Source organism: Neobacillus niacini (assembly GCF_036961885.1).
Classification (GTDB): Bacteria; Bacillota; Bacilli; order Bacillales; family Cytobacillaceae; genus Neobacillus; species Neobacillus niacini_H.
The window spans coordinates 22,158-41,689 of the sequence record NZ_JBALNQ010000062.1; the positions used below are offsets into that span (position 1 = coordinate 22,158).

Consider the following 19,532-nt stretch of genomic DNA (forward strand, 5'->3'; position numbering starts at 1 on the left):
CAGATGAAAATCGGCTTTTTTTTGTTTCGTATCGTATCGCATGGCGATATAACTTGTAAATATATCTAAAAACAGTCATATTTAATAGATAAGGGGGGTTCGCTATGCGACGTGATATACAACCGAATGAACGAGCATATTCTACCAAGGAAGTGGCAGAAGAAGTAGGGATTGCAACTCCTACTGTTCGAAAGTATGGCCAAATCTTAGAGCGGAATGGATATGTGTTCTTGAAAGATGGCGATCGACGTATCTTTGTTCAATCTGACATTGGAGCGCTTATAGCGCTGCGCGATACATCCAAGCCTCTAGACGATACAGCTAAAGACCTTGTGGATCAACAAAAAGAAAGATTAGAAGAATCCAATGAAATAGAGATTGCGATAACCGATACATATGAAAATTTACCGTATGACCCGAATCAATTAAAAGAGTTCTTTACATTTTTAGTCAATGAACTCGCAGCCACACGTGAAATGAACATCCAACTGAAAAGCGATATGTCAGAGCTTAAAACAAAGGTTTCTCGACTCCAGCAAGATCATCATGTTATAAGTTCTAGTATTGGAAATGCAGCGCAAAAATCTAGTGCTAAAATTGAAAAATTAGCTGAACAACAAAATATCCAATACGAAACATTGCTTCAACAGGAAAAACAAAAAAGTGAACTCTTACAAAAAGAGATACAAAAGTTACGGGACGAACAGACAAAAGAATGGAATTCACAAAATGATTTTAATAAACGTTTAGAAGAAGCGATACAAAAACCTAAAGGAAAATGGGGAGGGATTTTCTCCGTGTTTCGTAAATAAGGTAAGGAGCCTGATTAAGGTTTTTAAGCTTAATCGTGCTCCTCAAGAAAGGGGCTGGGAGGGACAGCTCTTTTTTTTGATTCATATCGCCGGGCGATACACCTTGTAATTTCATAGCGCTTTGTTCAATCCGATAATAGAGCGCATATCGCTACCCGATATGGATAAGAACTTAGAGATGATACATTTAAAGAACGTGTGTATGAATTAAAAGAAAGATTAGAAGTAACCACGGAAATTTCGATACCCGATACATTTGAAATCTACCCCTCAATCCCAACCCCAATCAGTAAAAAGAAATCATTATGTTTTAAATTTCAACAATTCCCGGGAAATATCTACAAATAATGAGTAGATATCGACAAAAATTGAAGCATTTAAATATACAAGAAAAGTGATATACAAACATTTTGCTAACGCAATCCAATGAAAAAAGTTAATTACCTATATTAGAAAAACAAGAGTTTTCTTCGACAATAAATTTTTCTAGAAAACAGGATAAAACTTGGTTTAAAAGGATTTACTGCACTTTCAATCAAACGTTTAATTGGTAGAACAACCTGTTTTTATTTGTGATAATATGTATTTCGCTAGTTTCTATTGTCAGTTTTGAAGATGATTGTTAACAACCACAACTTTTATACGACAATTAATTCTCTTGAAAATAGTCAAAAGTTCGTTTATTCAAAGGGTTTACGCTCTATTTAATCAAACGATTAATTAGTTGAATAGATGCTAATCAAACGTTTGATTAAAAATGATTTAAATGCTGTCACACCAATGTTTATTCCTCCATTTTAGGAAGATTATTGTCGAGAATGAGGATGTAGTAATAATGGTGGAGAAGGATCACGATCATGGTTCTAAATAAGGTGACAGGCACCATCATTTTGGATGGTGCCTGTCACCTTTATTGTGCTTCTATCATTTAACCAAGGCGCTGGACGAACCAGAAGAGGCCCATGGCCATGATAAGGGTGGAGCTGGTTGTGACGAAAGCGGGAAAACGTTTGTACTTTCTGGCCATGACAAGCAATGGAAAGACGAGTGCGATAATGGCGATCTGGCCGATTTCGACACCAAGGTTGAAAAAGAGCAACGATGACGCAACGGTGCTGCTGGAGAGCTGCATTTCCTGTAAGATTCCGGCAAATCCGAAGCCGTGAATGAGGCCGAACAAAAGGGTGATGATCCAGCGTTTTTTCAATTTCCACTTAGTCATGTTTTCGATTGCGACAAAAACGATGCTGAGAGCAATCGCTGCCTCTACCAATTGGCTAGGAAGTGAAACGATGCCGAGTGTTGCAAGGCCAAGAGTAATGCTATGGCCCAGCGTAAAAGCGGTGACAACCTCAACGACACGACCGAGTGAAATAGCCGCTGGGAGGATCAGGCACAGCACGAATAAAATATGATCATAGCCTGTAAGTATATGCTGAATTCCAAGGATGACAAAGTTCGAAGCCTGACGAAGCCAGTTCCGATCGCCGATGACTAATTCACGTTCGGCAATGGTAAACGTGAATTCTTGGGTTCCTTTTTCGCCTTCGATGGTAGCAAAGTTGATGTGTGAACGGTTGATATCATCGACAAATAACTCATATGCGATGCGGGTTGATTCACCACCGCAGGGGTACTCCATTTGGAAGTGTGCGAGGGGATAGTTGTCGCTTGTCATGCTGACGTTTGTCCCGGTCACTTGCGGTTCGCAAATAAGTTCGTCACGGTAAACATGCATGCCTACAGTTATGTAATTCGTAAGGGTTTCTTCATTTTGGGATAGTACTTCTTCCATTTTCTGTATCGAATCTGCGGATTCAAAGGCAGCAATAAACCCGAATGCCCCAGCAAGCTCAGAAAAATCAAGAGCTAGGTCTATTTCAACTCTATCGGATCCGTCCTGAACGTCCATGTAGCCGTAGCTGTTGGCGTGGGCACTTGCCTTAGTTGGAAGGAAGCTTGTCAGTAAGAGTACGAATAAAAGGATGAAAGAATTCAGAGTAAGTAGTTGTTTCATATAAGGTGGTACTCCTTCCTATTTAAAAAATGTTCCTTTGGAAAACAGGGGAATGGAGATGGTATCATAGTGATCCATCTCCATCCCCGTTTTCTATTACTTTGCTGTTTTAATCTCTTTTATTTGCTTCTCACCGCTTGGGGTTTTGTTGATGTCGAAAGCATCATACAATTCGCCAGTGGCAGTACGGGCTTCATAGGAAAGTTTGTTTCCGTCAACCGTAACTAGCTGATAATGCTGTGTATCCTTGCTTGCTTTTTTCACTTCGGCACCATTATCATCCCAATTTTTCGTTGTAGTGTCGTACATCTTAGGACCGGAAACAGAGACAACGAATACGGTGTCGGCTTTTTCGCTCATTGCATTTGTTCCTTCTGAAACATTGGTTACCATACCGCGGGCGTAGCTGTGGTCATGTCCTTGAAGAACGAGATCGACACTGTGCTTTTCGATGACAGGAAGTAGCTTGTCACGGACTTCTTGGTTATCTCGACCAGGAGAAGTCGAGAAAATCGGATGGTGGAATGTCAGAACGGTCCACTTGTTCGGATTATTGGTTAGGATTTCTTCTAGCCAAGCTACTTGCTTGTCTAGGTTTTCACCACGAAGGTTCGTATCAAGGGTAACGATACGCATGCCTTGATAATCGGTGTAATAGACGTTTTCCTTTAGTTCAGCAGGTCCATTTTCAGGAAAAGCAAATTGTGGGTTCCAGTATTGGGAAAGTCCCTTTGGTGCTCCTTTGACGATTTTTGAGTATTCGTGGTTGCCTGGAGCGGCAATGCTAGGAACCATGCCATTGATCCAGCCGCCAGCTTCGAACCATTCACCCCATTGCTCGTCGGCATCCCCGTGGTTGATCAAGTCACCGGCGTGGATGATGAAGTCAGCATCAGGCATATCGGAATAGGCATTACGGATAACACGGGACCAATGTTCTTTTATGTCGTTTTGTGCGTCTCCAACATAAAGGAAGGAGAATGGCTCAGCCTGGTTGGAAGCTGTTTCGAATTCAAACCACTCGCTCCAGTTGACCCCATCTCCGACCCGGTACAAGTACTTTGTTTCCGGATTAAGATCTTCAAAGTTAACGGTGTGGTATTTTGAAGTGTACTCCTGATTTCCTTTTACTTCACTTGAGCTTTCGGCATTAATGGTGACCGCTTGCTGCTTGAAGGATGGGCCATCCCCAGCAACAGCAATCTGGGCTTGTGGTGTGATAACGCTAGTATCGGTGCGCCAAGTAACAGCTTGAGTAGTGGCAGTGTCACCTTTCCAGTTCAGGATTACACGGTCTGGAACAGGGGTAGGCTTGTACGTCTCCGAAGCCGGGTATTTTGTTGCAGTCAGGTCGGCAAGGACAACATTCATCGTCGGAACCGCGGCAACCAGCAAAGCTGATAGCAAAATCGTTCTGCTCTTCGTGGTGCTGAACATCTTCTTAACATTCATTCAATCCATCTCCCTTTGTACGAATATGTATTACAATCCAATCATAGGATAGAGTTATTTAGCGGGTGTATGAATGCAGTAAAGAAAAGGTAAAGCGTGTTAAAATGGGAAAATAGTCCAAAAAATCCGAGTTTTGGACAGGATTTACTCTTCCTTTTACTATTTATGAGTGTAGATTTTCACTCTCGAGGATAAATTATTAGGCAACAGGACCCAAGCCGAGATTTGTGACCGTTTAATTTTTAAAATATTTGTAAAATTTTTGCTAAGTTTGTAAATTTTAAAGCTGAGGAAATGAAACGCAATAAAGCTAAGTAGAGATAATTAAAGAAGAAAGGTGCTGAAACCTTTCCGATAATGAAATTAGAGGCTTCTCATAAGTTCACTGAACTTTTGGGAAGCTTCTTTTTTCATTACTAGCGTTACGTGGAGATATCCACTTCTTTCTCTCCATTTCGATTATTTTCTAATAATCTCCAATCGTCAACTTACTAAAATAGGGCTGAAGACTTAGTAATGAATTGGTCTCTAGCGGGTTAATTTACAAAAAATTAATTTGTATGCTTACTTTAGAGTGGTTACTATTTATTTAGGTGAAGTCAACTTAGAAACCTGCATGTAAGAATAATATGAATTCAAAAAAGTATGCAGGAAGGAGAAAAATAATGTTTTTGAAAATAGTCAAGAATGATTTCCTTAGAAACAAAATTGTAACGATGACAGTATTTGTATTTATCACGATGGCAGTTATTTTGGCAGCTAGTGCCATTAATAACATTGCCAATCTGTTTCAGGCGATGTCAGATCTTCAGGAGAATGCAGTACCAGCTGATATTACGGTGATGCATGCTGGAGAATATGACCAGGCAGAGATCGACCAATTCACAAAACGATACCGTGACCATATAGCGGTGCAGGAGACGATGGTTCTTCAGAATATTGATGGAAGCGATATTCATTTTGGCCAAAATCAAACGATGGCTGGAACGATACAGGATATTTCCTTTGTTGTACAGAATAAGAAATTTGATTTTATTTTGGATCTGAATAATGAAAAGCTTGATGTAAAGGAAGGTTTCGTTGCTGTTCCCATCTATTTCATGGAACAACATGACTTAAAAATAGGTGATACGATTACAGTGAAAAGCGGTGGGTATGAGAAAGAGTTTATCATTTCTGAATATGCAAGAGATTTTGAGATGAACTCTTCCCTTACTTCCTCGAAACGGTTTGTGATAAATCAGAATGACTATGATGAAATGATTGAATTGCAGGCCGGGGAACTAGAGTATCTGATCGAATTCAAGCTGTATGAAAACGGGGATTCTGCTACTGTTCAGACTGCCTATATCGAAGCGGGTCTTCCGGCAAACGGTCCTATACTTGAAGGAAAGATATTTACGATGTTTAATGCCATGTCAGATATGGCAGTTGCGATTATCATTATATTTATTAGTATTCTGCTGATTGTAATTGCTTCGCTCTGTATCAGACTTACATTTCTAGCAACGATTGAAGAAGATATTAGAGAAATCGGTGTTATGAAAGCAATTGGGATATCCAAAAAAGATATAAAAAAGGTTTATCTTAACAAATACAGAGTCATCTCAGTAGCAGCCGGAATTGTCGGTTATCTCATGTCCTTTGCAGTTGTAAATCTGTTAAACGGGAATATGAGACTTTACATCTCTTCCGATTTATCAGGTAGCTTAAAATATGTACTATCGCTTATAGCTCCATTACTTGTATATTTCATGATTGTTATGTACTGCCAGCATGTATTGAAAAGAATCGATAAGATTTCTGCGGTGGAAGCATTACGTTCGGCTATCACGGAGCGTGGAAAGAGTCGAAAATACAGTTTTCCACTTCTTAAGAACAAATTCTTCAACACCAATATTTACATGGGACTTAGGGATGTGTTTAAGCGTTTCAACTTATACAGGTTACTGTTTTTTATTTTTGTCGTATGTACGTTTATTGTCATCCTTCCGTTAAATATTTATAACACCATGAATTCACCGGAATTTTCCACATACATGGGGATAGGAAAATCCGACATGAGAATCGATCTTCGAAGGACAGATACGATTAGAGAAGATTTTAAAAAGCTGCAGGAAGAACTGAAGAATGATTCAGATATTGAAAAGTATGCGACCTACATAACAAGTTCCTACCAGGTCAAAAACGCTGAAGGTTCCTGGGACTATATTAATATTGAAACAGGAGATTTTTCCGTATTTCCATTAAATTATCTGGAAGGGAGAGCACCGAAGGGAACAGGTGAAATCTCACTTTCCTATGCAAATGCGTCAAAAGATGGATTAAACAAGAAAGTGGGAGATGAGGTAACCGTCAGGGGTGGCGGGGAAGAACAGACTTTATCAGTCACGGGTATTTATCAAGATATTACAAATGGTGGAAAAACAGCAAAGGCGCATAGGAGTCTTGGGGTAAATGAAGAGGCTGTTCTTTGGTATATTGTGAGCATGGATTTGGCTCAGGGCGTTGATACACGTGTGAAAATGGACTACTACCAGGATGCTTACGATTCTGCGCAAGTAAATGATATCAAAGAATATACTGGGCAGACTCTTGGAAATATCATTGATCAGATGAGCCAGATTGTTATAGGCGGAATCGCAATAGCAGTAATCATTGCTGTATTGATAACTGCATTATTCCTTCGGATGTTGTTATCAAAGGATATGTCTCAGATTGCCATCATGCGAAGTGTGGGATTAACTTCTAAAAATATTAAACATCAATATATGGCAGGAACTATGATGGTACTGATATTGGGAATCATAGTTGGAGTGCTTGCTTCTAATTATTTAGGGGAATTTCTTGTAAGTATGGCAATGTCCTCTATGGGAGCTGCAAAAATTGAATTGGTTAATGTTGCCTGGCAGACGTGGTTGCTATGCCCGTTAGCGTTGATTGTAGCCGTTGGATTTACTATTTCTATGTGCTGTAAGGTAACAGTAGAAGATGATTTATCAGTAGTTTTAAGAAGTTAAAACGGCTGAAAAGGTCAGGATTGATGCCTCTGCGGATTAGATCTTGGTTTAAATTTATGGGATTGGAGGAATATAGATGAGCAATATAGTAGAAGCAAGAGGTATGAACAAAAGAGTAGAATTAGGAAAAGAAAATGAGCTTCATATCTTAAAGGATGTAAACCTAGATATAGAAGAAGGTGAATTCGTATCGGTTATGGGGCCATCCGGAAGCGGGAAATCAACACTTCTATATAATATAAGCGGTATGGATAGAATTACTTCCGGCAGTGTGAAATTTAAAGGCAGTGAAATCGGCACACTAGTAGAAGAAGAATTGGCGAAGCTCCGGCTGAATCACATGGGATTTATCTTTCAGGATATTAATCTATTAAAGAATCTGTCATTGATTGACAATGTTATGTTTCCTGCTCTTGTATCAAAAGATGTGGATAAAAATGCGGTATATCAAAAAGCAAAAAAACTGTTGGAAATGACAGGAATTGATAAGCTTGCAGATCATAATATCACTCAGGGCTCTGGTGGACAGCTGCAGAGAGTCGGCATTTGCAGAGCATTGATAAATAGTCCGGATATCATATTTGGAGATGAACCGACCGGAGCATTAGATTCCAAATCGACAGCAGAGATTATGTCAATTCTTGCAGAGATTAATAAAAAAGGGACAACCGTCATGCTCGTTACGCATGATGTAAAAGTGGCAGCTAAAACCGAAAGAGTATTGTATATGGTAGATGGAAATCTTGTGGCACAGAAGAAAATGCGAAAATACGATGCGCAGCGTAATGATAGTAAGGAAAGAGAAGAAAGCATTATGAAATGGTTAGTGGAAAATGGATTTTAGTTTTTCATTGGCATTCGTATAATTGCGGGTGCAGTGAAAGGAAATTTTTAAATCATAGTTGACTTATCGGATATATATGATTAAGATATTATTAGTTTAATAAAACAATAGTTGATTGGACCACCAAAGACTACAATTGTTCTCCTTTTAGAAAGGGGACTAATTGTGGTCTTTTATTTTTTGGGAGGAGATAAAAGACCAATGAAAGATTATAGCTATATTTCACATTTAGAATGCCCAAAATGCGGCGAAACCTACGAGGAAAACAAAGTACAGCAATTATGTAAGTGTGGTTCACCGTTACTAGTTCGCTATGATTTAGAGAAAGTGAAAGCAAATCTATCACGCGAGGATATTGCAAATCGTCCAAATAGCTTATGGCGCTATCATGAGTTACTACCTGTTCGTGAAGAGGAGAATATAGTAACGCTCGGTGAGGGAATGACACCGTTTGAAAAACTTCCAACTCTAGGAGCAGAGTATGCAATAAATCATTTATACATAAAAGATGAAGGGGTAATTCCCACTGGTTCATTTAAAACACGAGGTGCTAGTGTCGGTATTTCAAAGGCGAAAGAACTAGGTGTAAAACAATTAGCAATGCCAACAAACGGCAATGCAGGTGCAGCATGGGCGTTATATGCAGCAAAAGCAAATATTAAGGCGACAATTGTTATGCCTTTAGATGCCCCGCAAATTACGCGCAAAGAGGTTTTTATTGCAGGTGGAGACTTGCATCTAATCAACGGGTTGATTAGTGATGCTGGTAAGGTTGTTGCTGGTTTAGTTCAAAACCACGGAGTATATGATGCTTCTACACTGAAAGAACCCTATCGTATTGAAGGTAAAAAGACGATGGGCTACGAGATTGTCGAACAATTTGGATGGAAGGTTCCGGATGTGATACTGTACCCAACCGGAGGTGGAGTGGGCATCATCGGGATTTATAAAGCCGTTCTTGAACTGCAACAATTAGGCTGGATCGAGAATGGGAAACTCCCGCGTTTAGTAGCCGTTCAAGCAGATGGGTGTGCACCAATTGTAGAGGCCTGGAAAAAAGGTGAAACCGAGTCTACATTCTTTGAGAATTCTACAACATGTGCATTTGGTATCAATGTCCCTAAAGCAATCGGCGATTTTCTTGTCCTTGAAGGGATTTATGCAACAGGAGGTTGTGCGATTGCCGTTTCAGAAGAGGAACTATTGAACGCGCAGAAACAAGTAGCTTCATTAGAAGGAAACTTCATCTGTCCAGAAGGAGCAGCGACCTTTGCAGCAGCTAGGATTCTACGTGAGCAAGGATGGATTCAAGCTGATGAACATGTCGTATGTCTCAACACAGGCTCTGGTCTGAAATATCCAGAAACAGTTGAAATCGAGGATGTAGAAACACTGCAGCCTGGACAAGAAATTTCGGCAAATAATTCATTGTTAGTTGGTGGGGAAGTTGACATTTGATTGGCAATATATGGTGGAGGTCTTACCTTACTATAAAACCGCACTATGGTTAACGGTGAAGCTTGCAGGTATTGGAATCATGTTTGCGATAATCGTCGGTATTGTTTGTAGTGTTATACAGTATTTCAAGATAAAGGTACTGACTACCATTGTCCAAGTATATTTAGAAATCGCACGTAATACACCACTATTAATTCAATTATTCTTTTTATACTATGGATTGCCTAAGGTAGGGATTACCTTAAGTGAAGAAATATGTGGAATTATCGGGCTTACGTTTCTAGGTGGGAGTTATATGGCCGAAGTTTTTCGATCAGGGATGGAGGCTGTTACAAAATCCCAAATTGAAGCTGGTAAAGCAATTGGTCTTAGTAATTCGCAATTAATGCGCTATGTGATCATACCACAGGCATTTTCTTATAGTGTCCCAGGGTTTGGTGCAAATTGTATTTTCCTTATTAAAGAGACTTCTATTTTTAGTGGTATTGCTATTCTAGAGCTGACGAACACAACCAAAAACCTTATGGGGATTTTTTATAAAACCAATGAAGCATTATTCATGCTAGTGATTGGCTATTTAATCATTTTACTCCCTCTAACATTGTTCTTGACGTGGCTGGAAAGGAGGGTTAGACATGCTGAATTCGGGAATTAGTGTCCTTTTTGAAGGTATTAATATGCTGCGTATAATTGAAGGACTTCTCGTAACATTGCGTGTCGCGCTCGTAGCAGTCGTTATTACCATTGTAATGGGATTCATTATTGGAATTATCCGGACGTCCAAAAATAAATTCGTCCAACTTCTATTCAGAGTCTATTTAGAGATGTTTCGGATCATCCCGATTCTAGTTTGGCTGTTTGTCTTTTATTATATTTTTCCTGCTAACTTTGACTTGAATTTAAGTTCAGAGGTAGTTGCTTTTATTGTCTTTAGTTTATGGGGAATAGCTGAAATGAGTGATATTGTACGGGGGGCGATTATTTCACTGCCAAAACACCAAGTTGAATCGAGCAAAGCGCTTGGGTTAAGTCCCGTTCAAATGTATCGTTACGTGCTAATTCCGCAAGCCATTAAACGTACAATACCACCAATGATTAATTTGATAACAAGGATGATTAAAACGACTGCTCTATTAACGATGATTGGGGTAGTGGAGGTCATTAAGGTGGGTCAGCAAATTATTGAAGTAAATAATATCAACTACCCAATCGTTGCATTTTGGGTCTATGGTTTTATCTTTTTCTTATATTTTTGCATCTGTTTCCCATTATCTCGTTTTTCAAGAAAGCTCGAACAAAAATGGGCAGCATAAGGAGTTGTTAGCAAAATGAGGGGACAAGTTCCTATTTTACAAGTAAAGAATCTCGTGAAAAAGTTCGGCGATAAAGTGGTTTTGAATGGTATTGATTTGGAAGTTGGAAAAGGAAAAGTAATTGCCATTTTAGGTCCTTCTGGTTGTGGGAAAAGTACATTTCTGCGCTGTCTTAATGGTTTGGAGGAAGTACAAGGAGGAGACATCTTACTAGATAACGAGAGTTTAATTGGCGATTCCACTAGATGGCGTGATGTTCGCCAGCGAATAGGAATGGTTTTCCAAAGCTATGATTTATTTCCTAACTTAAGTGTGTTGGAAAATATCTTATTGTCGCCATTGAAAGTGCAGAAACGCCAACGCCAAGAAGCAGAGGCTCAGGCTTTAGAATTACTTGAGCGTGTTGGATTAGCGGATCGGGCAAATGATTATCCAAGGCAGTTATCAGGGGGACAAAAGCAAAGAATTGCGATTGTTAGAGCATTATGTATTAATCCAGAGATTATGTTATTTGATGAAGTGACAGCCTCACTGGATCCAGAAATGGTTCGTGAGGTACTGGATGTTATTGCACAACTGGCCAATCAAGGAATGACGATGTTAATTGTGACGCATGAAATGAATTTTGCAAAACTAGTTGCAGATGAAGTGATTTTTATGGAACAAGGAAACATAGTGGAGCAAGCATCGGCAGAACAATTTTTCTCCAATCCACAAACCGAGCGCGCTCAGCAATTTTTAAATATATTACAATTTTAGGAGGAACAAACATGAAGAAGAAATTTTTAGTTTTAGTATTGGCAACATTAACAATGGTAATGTTAGCAGCTTGCGGCAGCAGTAAATCAAGTACCGGTACCGATAAAGGAAATGATAAATCTGCGAAAGCAACAACAGTAGTTGATGAAATTAAAGAACGCGGCACCTTACGTGTTGCAGTATTTGGCGATAAACCACCATTTGGTTTTGTAGATTCAAATGGGAAAAACCAAGGTTATGATATTGTGCTGGCGAAACGTCTTGCAAAAGATTTATTAGGCGATGAGTCAAAGATTGAATATGTGTTAACCGAACCACAAGCACGTGTAGATCTATTAAAATCAGATAAAGTGGACATTGTATTAGCGAATTTCACCGTAACACCCGAACGTCAAGAACAAGTAGATTTTGCTAATCCATACATGAAGGTAGCAATCGGGTTAGTATCGCCAAATTCAGCTCCAATCAAATCTGTTGATCAATTAAAAGGGAAAAAATTAATTGTTCCAAAGGGGACAACGGCAGAAACCTATTTTATGAAGAACCACCCAGATATTGAACTTGTAAAATATGATGCCATCACAGAAGCTTTTGAAGCGTTAAAAGATGGCCGTGGAAATGCGTTGGCGCAAGATAATGCATTATTATTTGGCTGGGCTAATCAGAACCCTGATTTCTCCGTTGCATTACCATCTTTAGGTGATGTAGCTTACATTGCACCAGCTGTGAAAAAAGGTAATACAGAACTGTTAAAATGGTTAAATACCGAGCTTGAAACATTAGGAAAAGAACAATTCTTCCACAAAGCATATGACGAAACATTGAAATCTGCTTTCGGTGATGACATTAGTGCCGATAATGTAGTGGTAGAAGGAAAAGCAGAGTAACAATTTTATTCAAACGAAGCGTACCTAAAATACTATTCTTGACCATGGCCTTTCATCTGTATATAAACAGGTGAGAGGCTTTTTTGTGATTAATCTGGGTTTTTAGGGGTTATTATTTGATCATCCGAATGGCTAAGCCGTAATCAATCCTCGACAAAATATTTTTCCAAAAAGCAGTTAAAATCTCGGTTTAAAAGGGTTTACAGTACTTTCAATCAAACGTTTAGTTGGAATAACAAATTGTTAACATTTATTAGAATATGTATTTTTCTAGTTTCTATTGTCAGTTTTGAAGATAATTGATAGCAACCACAACTATTCTTCGACAATTAATTCTCTTGAAAGCAGGCATTAGTTCGTTTAATAAAAGGGTTTACCCACAATTTAATCAATCGATTAATTAGTTGAATCAGATTTAACTAAACGATTAATTAAAAAAGCTTTAAATGCTGTCAAACCTGGGTCTAATCCTTCTGAGTGGGAAGAATATTGTCGAGAAGAAAATCTACAGGGACGATTCTTGTGGCCAGAGCTAGCTAGCTTCAATAAAAAAGATAAGAAACGTCCGAAACAACTGGAAAGTGGATACTGAAAATTGGTAAATGAAAAAAATGCTATGAAAATAAAAAATTCCCCAAATTTGCTCTCAATGAAGATTTGTCCTCAAGACAGCTTATTGAGGACGAAACCTTGATGCGCTCTATGGAGATTAGTCCTCAAGACTGCTTATTGAGGACAAAACCTTGATGCACTCTAGGGAGATTCGTCCTCAAGACAGCTTATTGAGGACGAATCCATAATGCACTTTATGTAGATTAGTCCTCAAGGCTGCTTATTGAGGACAAAACCTTGATACACTCTATGGAGAATAGTCCTCAAGGTTGTTGTAAATCGTCCCAGTGGCTTATACTGCTACTATACAAAAAAGAAGGCCCTTTCGAGGACCTTCCATTTAAAATTACTCTGTATATTTTACAAATAAAGATTGACCAAATTCTTTTTTACCAAAGTTTTCAATCGTATCTTGTGTCTTGCTATCAACCATAAAGTTAACAAACTTTTCTGCGTCTGTGCTGTTCACCATATCATGTTTATCAGGGTTCACTTGCATAACGTGGTAAATATTCAAAAGGTCTTTGCCGCCTTCAACAACAATTTGAAGGTTTGTTAAGTTTTTCTCTTGTGCAAGCCAAGTTGCACGGTCAGTTAAGATATAGCCGGATTTCTCGTTGGCAATCTGTAAAGAAGCACCCATACCTTGGCCTGTTGAGATATATGTGTCACCTGCTGGTGTGATCGCAGCAGAAGTCCAAATTCCTAGTTCCTTTTTGTGTGTACCAGAGTCATCGCCTCTAGTAATGAAGTTTGCTTTTACTTCAGAGATTTTTTTGAATGCAGCAACAGTGTCTTCGCCGCTTACTCCAGCTGGATTAACCTTTGGTCCTACTAAAACGAAATCATTGTACATGACACGCTTACGGTTGATAGCGTCACCGCTGGCAACGATTTCTTCCTCAGACTTTGGAGCGTGGACTAAAAGAACATCTGCCTCTCCTTTCGTTCCCATTTCTAATGCTTGACCTGTACCAACAGCAATTGTTTTGACTTTAACATTGTTTTCTTCCTCAAATATCGGGATTAAAACATCTAATAATCCGCTGTCCTGTGTACTAGTGGTGGTTGCAAGGATTATTTCAGTTGGTTCTGCTTTAGGCTCCACCTTCTTTTCCTTTGCGGCTGAATCTTTTGTTTCAGTGTTTCCACATGCTGCTAAGAACAGTAGCATAAAGACAAATAAGAATGACAAATAGCGATTTTTTAACATGATTTTCCTCCATCATAGCTAGTTTTCTTTATCGAATTAAAACAGCGCTTTCAGGTGCTTCGATACTCTTATTATAAATGTGTAATACTATGAATAACAATGAGTTTTGTTAAGTTTTGTTTGGTTTTGTTAATTTTTTGTGAACGGTACTTAATAAAACCAAACAAAACGTAACCACTAGGTGATAAAATGCATAGCCAACTAAAAGTATAAACGTATAAAGTCTATAATAGAGATACTAAAGGGGAATAGATGACATATGACAAATCTAATAGAAGATCTAAAACCGGATGTGGCAATTGTAAACCAGTTCCTGTGCATTGCTTTGGGTGGGAATTCCTTTATACATGCTTTTATTGATGAATTATATAGTAAAGAGGAGTGGACCTATTATGAAGCGTTTCAGAAATGCGAATGGAAAAATAATTCCCTCTTTTCTATGTACACAACGAAAAGCGAGGGGAAAATCAGGCAAGTGGCAGGTATCGTAGCATGGAGTTACCAAAGCCAGCAGTTTACCCAGGTGGACCAATTAATTAAAAAAGGTTATAAGTATGTCTATCAATATATGAAGCAGCATACCAACATAGATTTTGAGCACTTTATGCGTAGCTTTGCTAAAAGACAAAAGAAAAGTATCGTGAAGGAAATTGACTTAATCTATCAAAATATTGTCCTTTGGTATCTTTGTGTGCGTGAGAATAAAACATTTAATCAAAGTAATATTGCTTGGAAATCATTTATTCAAGTATTAGTTACGTCCATTAATGAATCTGAAGTAGAAAATTCCCTGTTTTCTAAAAAGATGCGCGACCAACATCGAATGGAAATTGAAGAACTTTATAAAAAATTTGGTATTCCAAAAAATCAACGATTTGATTCGATTGGATCTCTATTAGAGTTCTTAATTAGCAATAACCTAAGAAAAATATATGAATTATCCCCTGAGTGTCCTACGAAAAAGGCAGAAGAACAGGTGTTTCAAGATTCTCCTGCGAAATATATCGGAGCTATTGGCGGGTGGTTAAAAATCCTTAAAATCCATGAACTCGATGCCACTGAACAGGTGCCGTTAACAAAAATCGATTTGGATAACATCTATTTAGAACTGTTGTATGCCAAAAAATATAATCATATTCAAAACGAGGAACAGGTATTATTTTTTATTACTTGTGTGTATATCAAATGTTTAAGTGCTCATTATCAGGAAACGAAACAAATATATTTAGATCAATCCAAGCAGGAATATTATCTAGAAATGAAATCGAAAGAATCTCATATCCACGAACAAGAAGTCAAACTGATTCAAAGGCAGAGAGAATGGCATCTTAACAATGACCAAAAACAAAGAGAAATTGAAGGATTAACGAGGAATCTCCGAGAGGCCAATGCCAAAATTCGTCAGTTAGAACAGGTCATCGTGAAAATGGAAGATTATTCAGATGAGGTCCATGCCCTTCGTAACTATCTCTATTGGGAAGAGCAGCATGACAGTCATGTCAAAAGTGGTCCATCAATGAAAACCATGACAGAGTATATCCAGTCAAAGCGAATCATTGTCTTCGGCGGCTCTCCTATTTGGCAGCAGAAATTAAAGATGGAGTTTCAACAGATTGAATTTGTTGATGTATCTGAAATAAATAGGGATATTTCTAAGATTCAACGGTTCGATGCTGTCTTTATTAATACGAATGTTTTTTCACATGCCTTTTATAAAAAAATCATCAAGGAATTAAGCAAAACGGAAGTACCATTGTATTACTTAAACGGCCAAAGTAATGTGGAAAAAACAGCTGTGGAAATCTATAAATGGCTGACGGATTAATTTGTTTACTATATGTACACTGCTGAAAATACTTTAAAATGGGTCTAAATAGAGGCTTTCCATTCGTTCTTTGAACTTTGGAAGGTCTCTTTTTTCATTCTTATTGTCACCATGTAGAAGGTGTCAAGCAGGGTTTATGAAAGACTCATAGGTCTTCAGACGTGATTTTTTATAAATAATGGTGGCGGACCGGTACTAAATAACCAACTTTTTCTTTTTTATAGAATAATAGATAAATTGCTTTTATAATAAATAGGAAAATAGAGGGAATTGGAAGTGACCCCTGGCACGCCTTTGAAAATCCAATAACATTTCGTGAAAAAGCAGGTGATGAAATGAGTATTAATGTTAATTTAGCCGCTTCGCAGGCAAATAAAATCAACGATTATTCATCAAAACTACTTGAAGTTAAAAGTAACTTAAATAGTATAAAAGGTAACCTAAACAATGGCTGGAATGCACTAGAAATGATCTACATAAACCAAACCATAGATAATATAAATCGAGAAATTGCTGCCCTATCTTCTAAACTAAGTTCAATCGGCTCAGATGTTCTCTCGGCAGCACAGCAAATTCAGCGTCAAGAAGAAGCTGAAGCAAAAGCAAAAGCTGAGGCAGAAGCAAAGGCAAAAGCTGAAGCTGAAAAAAAAGCAAATACCACTGGAAACTAAACTAATAATTTATCTATAGGAGGTGCGATAAATTGCCGCCGATAAAAATTCGAACGGGTTATGTTAAACAGACTAGTGCCAGTATTGGACCTATGTCGCAAAAAGTATCAGAGGTAGGTGATGGTTTAAGCGCTCTTAGGTATTCGATTGATCATGAGATTATGAACCGGGGGAATTTACGATCCAGGTTCAATGCTGCCATCACATCATCCAATCAATTAGAGACCCGGCTGAGAAATTTGGACCGCTTTATTGCTCAATCCATGGATCAGTATTGCCGGACAGAGACGGAGTTGACGAAAAGGTCAGAATCCGCCTTAACCCCAGAATCTAAGACATCAACGATTGCTAGTATCTTGAATGTCTTCAACTACATCAATGGAAGGCTAAGTCTCGGGGATGCTGCCTTAGTCGGATCACAACTGTTCGCGATCGGGATTACGGCTGGATTTTCGCGCAGGCTTAAAATTAACTATATAGGTGGGAAACCATCGCTGTTACAGAAAATTAAGGGTGATTATAAATTTTCAGTCGGGTCTCATTCATCCTGGAAGAGCAGGGGACGAGGAAGATATGACTCTAAACTAGCTCGTGCGATCTACAATTTTTCAAACTCAAGCCCTACGAATCCTATCGCTAAGCAACTTCATAAGGTTGTAGCCTCTTATAACAATCCCTCCGCACTATTAAAGCATGCGGCTGGTTTTCCCAAGAATTTAGATCGGATGTTAAAAGCGGATACCTTATCTGGTACATTCCAAAAACGAATCACAACAGGTACAAAGGAAATTGCCGAGCACCTAATCGATGCCAAGGGATGGACTAGGGCAGCAAAGAAAGTCCCATTGGTTGGCTGGGGAATATCAATCGCTGCAAACGCAACAGAATTTTGGAATCCTGACAATGCGGGTAAGACCGTCGGTGAGAAAACCGGACGGGCAGCTGCTGGAATTACCGCTGATTTTGTCGCAATCGGAGCAGGAGCTAAAGTGGGTGCGATGATCGGCAGTGTGGGCGGCCCCGTTGGAATCGTTGTGGGCGGTGCTGTTGGTGCCTTAGTCGGCGGAGTCGGAAGTATTATCTTTGAAGACCAAATTAAAGATGTTGGCGAAAAGGTTGGAGGAGCAGTAGAAAGTGGAATTAAAAGTATAGGTGAAGGAATCAATAACACCTTTAAATCCATTGGAAGCTGGTTCAACTAGACCAGGGGGACCAGAGGGACGGTTCTTGTGGCAGAATAACATGCTTCATTAAAAGCCATGAGAACCGTCCCGGTGGTTTCGGTGGTTTTCAAATCTCATAATAAAGGATAAGGAATAAAACATGACTTTAGAAACAATGGAACTTATCGAAGGCTTATTATCCTATTATCTCAGTATTCAAGTAATTTTCAGTATCTTGGTATTTTTACTCGGTAGTGTGGTGCTTGATGTTTACGAGACAGGGGTTTATGAAAATCCCAAAACGGTTTTTCAACGGACACTTACGTTTGTGACCAATGCTTTTATTGGAATAGGACCGTATCTGAATAAGAAATTTTTAAAGTACTCTTTCTTAAAAAGAAAGTTCTTTATGTTAATTGCTATTATTGTTCAATTTTTTGCCTCTGTTATTGTTTATTATGTAATGAAAAATCTGCTCCGGGCGATTTTTCTATAAATGGTCTATCTATGAATCTACGGCTCTATAATGAAAAAAGGAATGTGAAATAAATGGATTATATTATGACCTGTACATCTGCTGAACTTGCGCTCTTAGTAACCCTGAGTGGATATCCTGGCGTCGCAAAGGGTATTGCGGAGGCTTCGGTTGGAGAAAAAAGCCAAAAAGAATGGGAAGCAATTATGGAAGTTACTACTCACCAATTAATCCTGAAGCAGCTCTGGGATGATGATCGAGAGTTAAAGGGTGAGGTTCCATTACGGGATGAGATTCAGCAATTTATAAAGAGCTATGTTGAATCGAAATGGATGGTTCGCTGCTCAAATAAAGGGCAATCGAGCATTCTGATGATTCACCATATCGAACAAGATACATGGATGACTCATATTATTGATCGTGACATTATCCACGAATTTGCTTATATCAAAAGTGCTGATATACCTAACATAATCCGAGACTATTACTCTTTTTCTGAAGAGGCAATTGAAGAAACACAGCTGTTCCATCTTTCTGATCAGGCATTTGATTTACTGAGTGAACATCGTAATGAAAGAAAAGTAAGGAAAATAAGCAGCTTTTCACCTGATGAAGAACAGAGTTTTCAAATGTTCCTCGATGATTTAGCGTTACAGACATGGTCTCTGTATAATATTTCAGTGTTCCATCATCCAAGTATAGAAAAAGACCCGATTCTTGAAAATATTGTCTTCTTTCTTCCTTCTGCAAGAGGGATTTGGGTCGTTGAATACAGTGATCATCCGACTGCCCCCGTTAGGATTGCATTAAATACGTTTGAGCAGTGGTGTGACTTATTAAATGGTGTAGGGCTTGAAGCAGCGAATGTAAATAGGTAATAACATAAAATGACAAATCCACGTGAGAATCTACTCATGTGGATTTTTTGAGTTTAGCAGTACTTTTTTCGTGGATTTACCAAGTGAAAGATAGGTATAAAAGGGTGGAAAAAGTGTTTCCGGTGATTGTACG

General features: G+C 38.6%; 16 protein-coding genes. 13 read left to right on the top strand and 3 right to left on the bottom strand.

Annotated elements, in window-relative coordinates:
• The first annotated feature begins 104 nt into the window (after positions 1–104).
• On the top strand, positions 105–812 hold the full coding sequence (locus V7124_RS22340) for a hypothetical protein (RefSeq protein ID WP_335410094.1): 708 nt from the start codon (positions 105–107) through the stop codon (positions 810–812).
• A gap of 928 nt (positions 813–1,740) precedes the next feature.
• On the opposite strand, the gene V7124_RS22345 is transcribed toward V7124_RS22340, so the two are convergent.
• Both V7124_RS22345 and V7124_RS22350 read right to left on the bottom strand, forming a co-directional pair.
• On the bottom strand, positions 1,741–2,829 hold the full coding sequence (locus V7124_RS22345) for a HupE/UreJ family protein (RefSeq protein WP_335410095.1): 1,089 nt from the start codon (positions 2,827–2,829) through the stop codon (positions 1,741–1,743).
• 96 nt (positions 2,830–2,925) lie between these two features.
• Positions 2,926–4,281: a metallophosphoesterase family protein gene (locus V7124_RS22350; protein ID WP_335410097.1), complete on the bottom strand. Its 1,356-nt coding sequence runs from the start codon at positions 4,279–4,281 to the stop codon at positions 2,926–2,928.
• A gap of 716 nt (positions 4,282–4,997) precedes the next feature.
• On the opposite strand from V7124_RS22350, the gene V7124_RS22355 reads away from it, so the two are divergent.
• From V7124_RS22355 to V7124_RS22385, 7 genes are all read left to right on the top strand, one after another.
• The gene (locus tag V7124_RS22355; RefSeq protein ID WP_335493638.1) at positions 4,998–7,301 is read left to right on the top strand and encodes an ABC transporter permease; all 2,304 of its coding nucleotides are present in this window, start codon (positions 4,998–5,000) and stop codon (positions 7,299–7,301) included.
• Between the two features lie 76 nt (positions 7,302–7,377).
• On the top strand, positions 7,378–8,145 hold the full coding sequence (locus tag V7124_RS22360) for an ABC transporter ATP-binding protein (RefSeq protein WP_335493640.1): 768 nt from the start codon (positions 7,378–7,380) through the stop codon (positions 8,143–8,145).
• 201 nt (positions 8,146–8,346) lie between these two features.
• Positions 8,347–9,603: a threonine synthase gene (locus tag V7124_RS22365; RefSeq protein ID WP_335493642.1), complete on the top strand. Its 1,257-nt coding sequence runs from the start codon at positions 8,347–8,349 to the stop codon at positions 9,601–9,603.
• Positions 9,584–10,258: an amino acid ABC transporter permease gene (locus tag V7124_RS22370; RefSeq protein ID WP_420490583.1), complete on the top strand. Its 675-nt coding sequence runs from the start codon at positions 9,584–9,586 to the stop codon at positions 10,256–10,258. The genes V7124_RS22365 and V7124_RS22370 overlap by 20 nt, the downstream gene beginning before the upstream one ends.
• Positions 10,239–10,916 carry an amino acid ABC transporter permease gene (locus V7124_RS22375; protein WP_335493644.1) on the top strand — a complete coding sequence of 226 codons (678 nt, stop codon included), beginning with the start codon at positions 10,239–10,241 and terminating at the stop codon, positions 10,914–10,916. Before V7124_RS22370 ends, V7124_RS22375 begins: the two co-directional genes overlap by 20 nt.
• Positions 10,917–10,931: 15 nt before the next feature.
• Complete coding sequence (locus tag V7124_RS22380) at positions 10,932–11,675, top strand: amino acid ABC transporter ATP-binding protein (RefSeq protein WP_335493646.1); 744 nt, start codon at positions 10,932–10,934, stop codon at positions 11,673–11,675.
• An 11-nt stretch (positions 11,676–11,686) separates the two neighbouring features.
• A complete protein-coding gene (locus V7124_RS22385) occupies positions 11,687–12,562 on the top strand; it encodes a cysteine ABC transporter substrate-binding protein (protein WP_335493648.1) in 876 nt (291 codons plus the stop codon).
• 958 nt (positions 12,563–13,520) lie between these two features.
• Here the strand turns inward: V7124_RS22385 and V7124_RS22390 are convergent.
• Positions 13,521–14,387 carry a substrate-binding domain-containing protein gene (locus tag V7124_RS22390; protein ID WP_335493650.1) on the bottom strand — a complete coding sequence of 289 codons (867 nt, stop codon included), beginning with the start codon at positions 14,385–14,387 and terminating at the stop codon, positions 13,521–13,523.
• Between the two features lie 259 nt (positions 14,388–14,646).
• Between V7124_RS22390 and V7124_RS22395 the strand changes: the two genes are divergently transcribed.
• The 5 genes from V7124_RS22395 to V7124_RS22415 all read left to right on the top strand — a co-directional run bounded on the left by V7124_RS22395 (position 14,647) and on the right by V7124_RS22415 (position 19,399).
• Positions 14,647–16,212 carry a hypothetical protein gene (locus tag V7124_RS22395; RefSeq protein ID WP_335493652.1) on the top strand — a complete coding sequence of 522 codons (1,566 nt, stop codon included), beginning with the start codon at positions 14,647–14,649 and terminating at the stop codon, positions 16,210–16,212.
• 335 nt (positions 16,213–16,547) lie between these two features.
• A complete protein-coding gene (locus V7124_RS22400; protein WP_335493654.1) occupies positions 16,548–16,883 on the top strand; it encodes a hypothetical protein in 336 nt (111 codons plus the stop codon).
• A gap of 32 nt (positions 16,884–16,915) precedes the next feature.
• Positions 16,916–18,085, top strand: a complete 1,170-nt coding sequence (locus V7124_RS22405; RefSeq protein WP_335493656.1) for a hypothetical protein — start codon at positions 16,916–16,918, stop codon at positions 18,083–18,085.
• A gap of 121 nt (positions 18,086–18,206) precedes the next feature.
• Positions 18,207–18,542 carry a hypothetical protein gene (locus V7124_RS22410; RefSeq protein WP_335410114.1) on the top strand — a complete coding sequence of 112 codons (336 nt, stop codon included), beginning with the start codon at positions 18,207–18,209 and terminating at the stop codon, positions 18,540–18,542.
• A 53-nt stretch (positions 18,543–18,595) separates the two neighbouring features.
• Positions 18,596–19,399, top strand: a complete 804-nt coding sequence (locus tag V7124_RS22415; RefSeq protein WP_335410116.1) for a hypothetical protein — start codon at positions 18,596–18,598, stop codon at positions 19,397–19,399.
• Positions 19,400–19,532 lie beyond the last annotated feature (133 nt).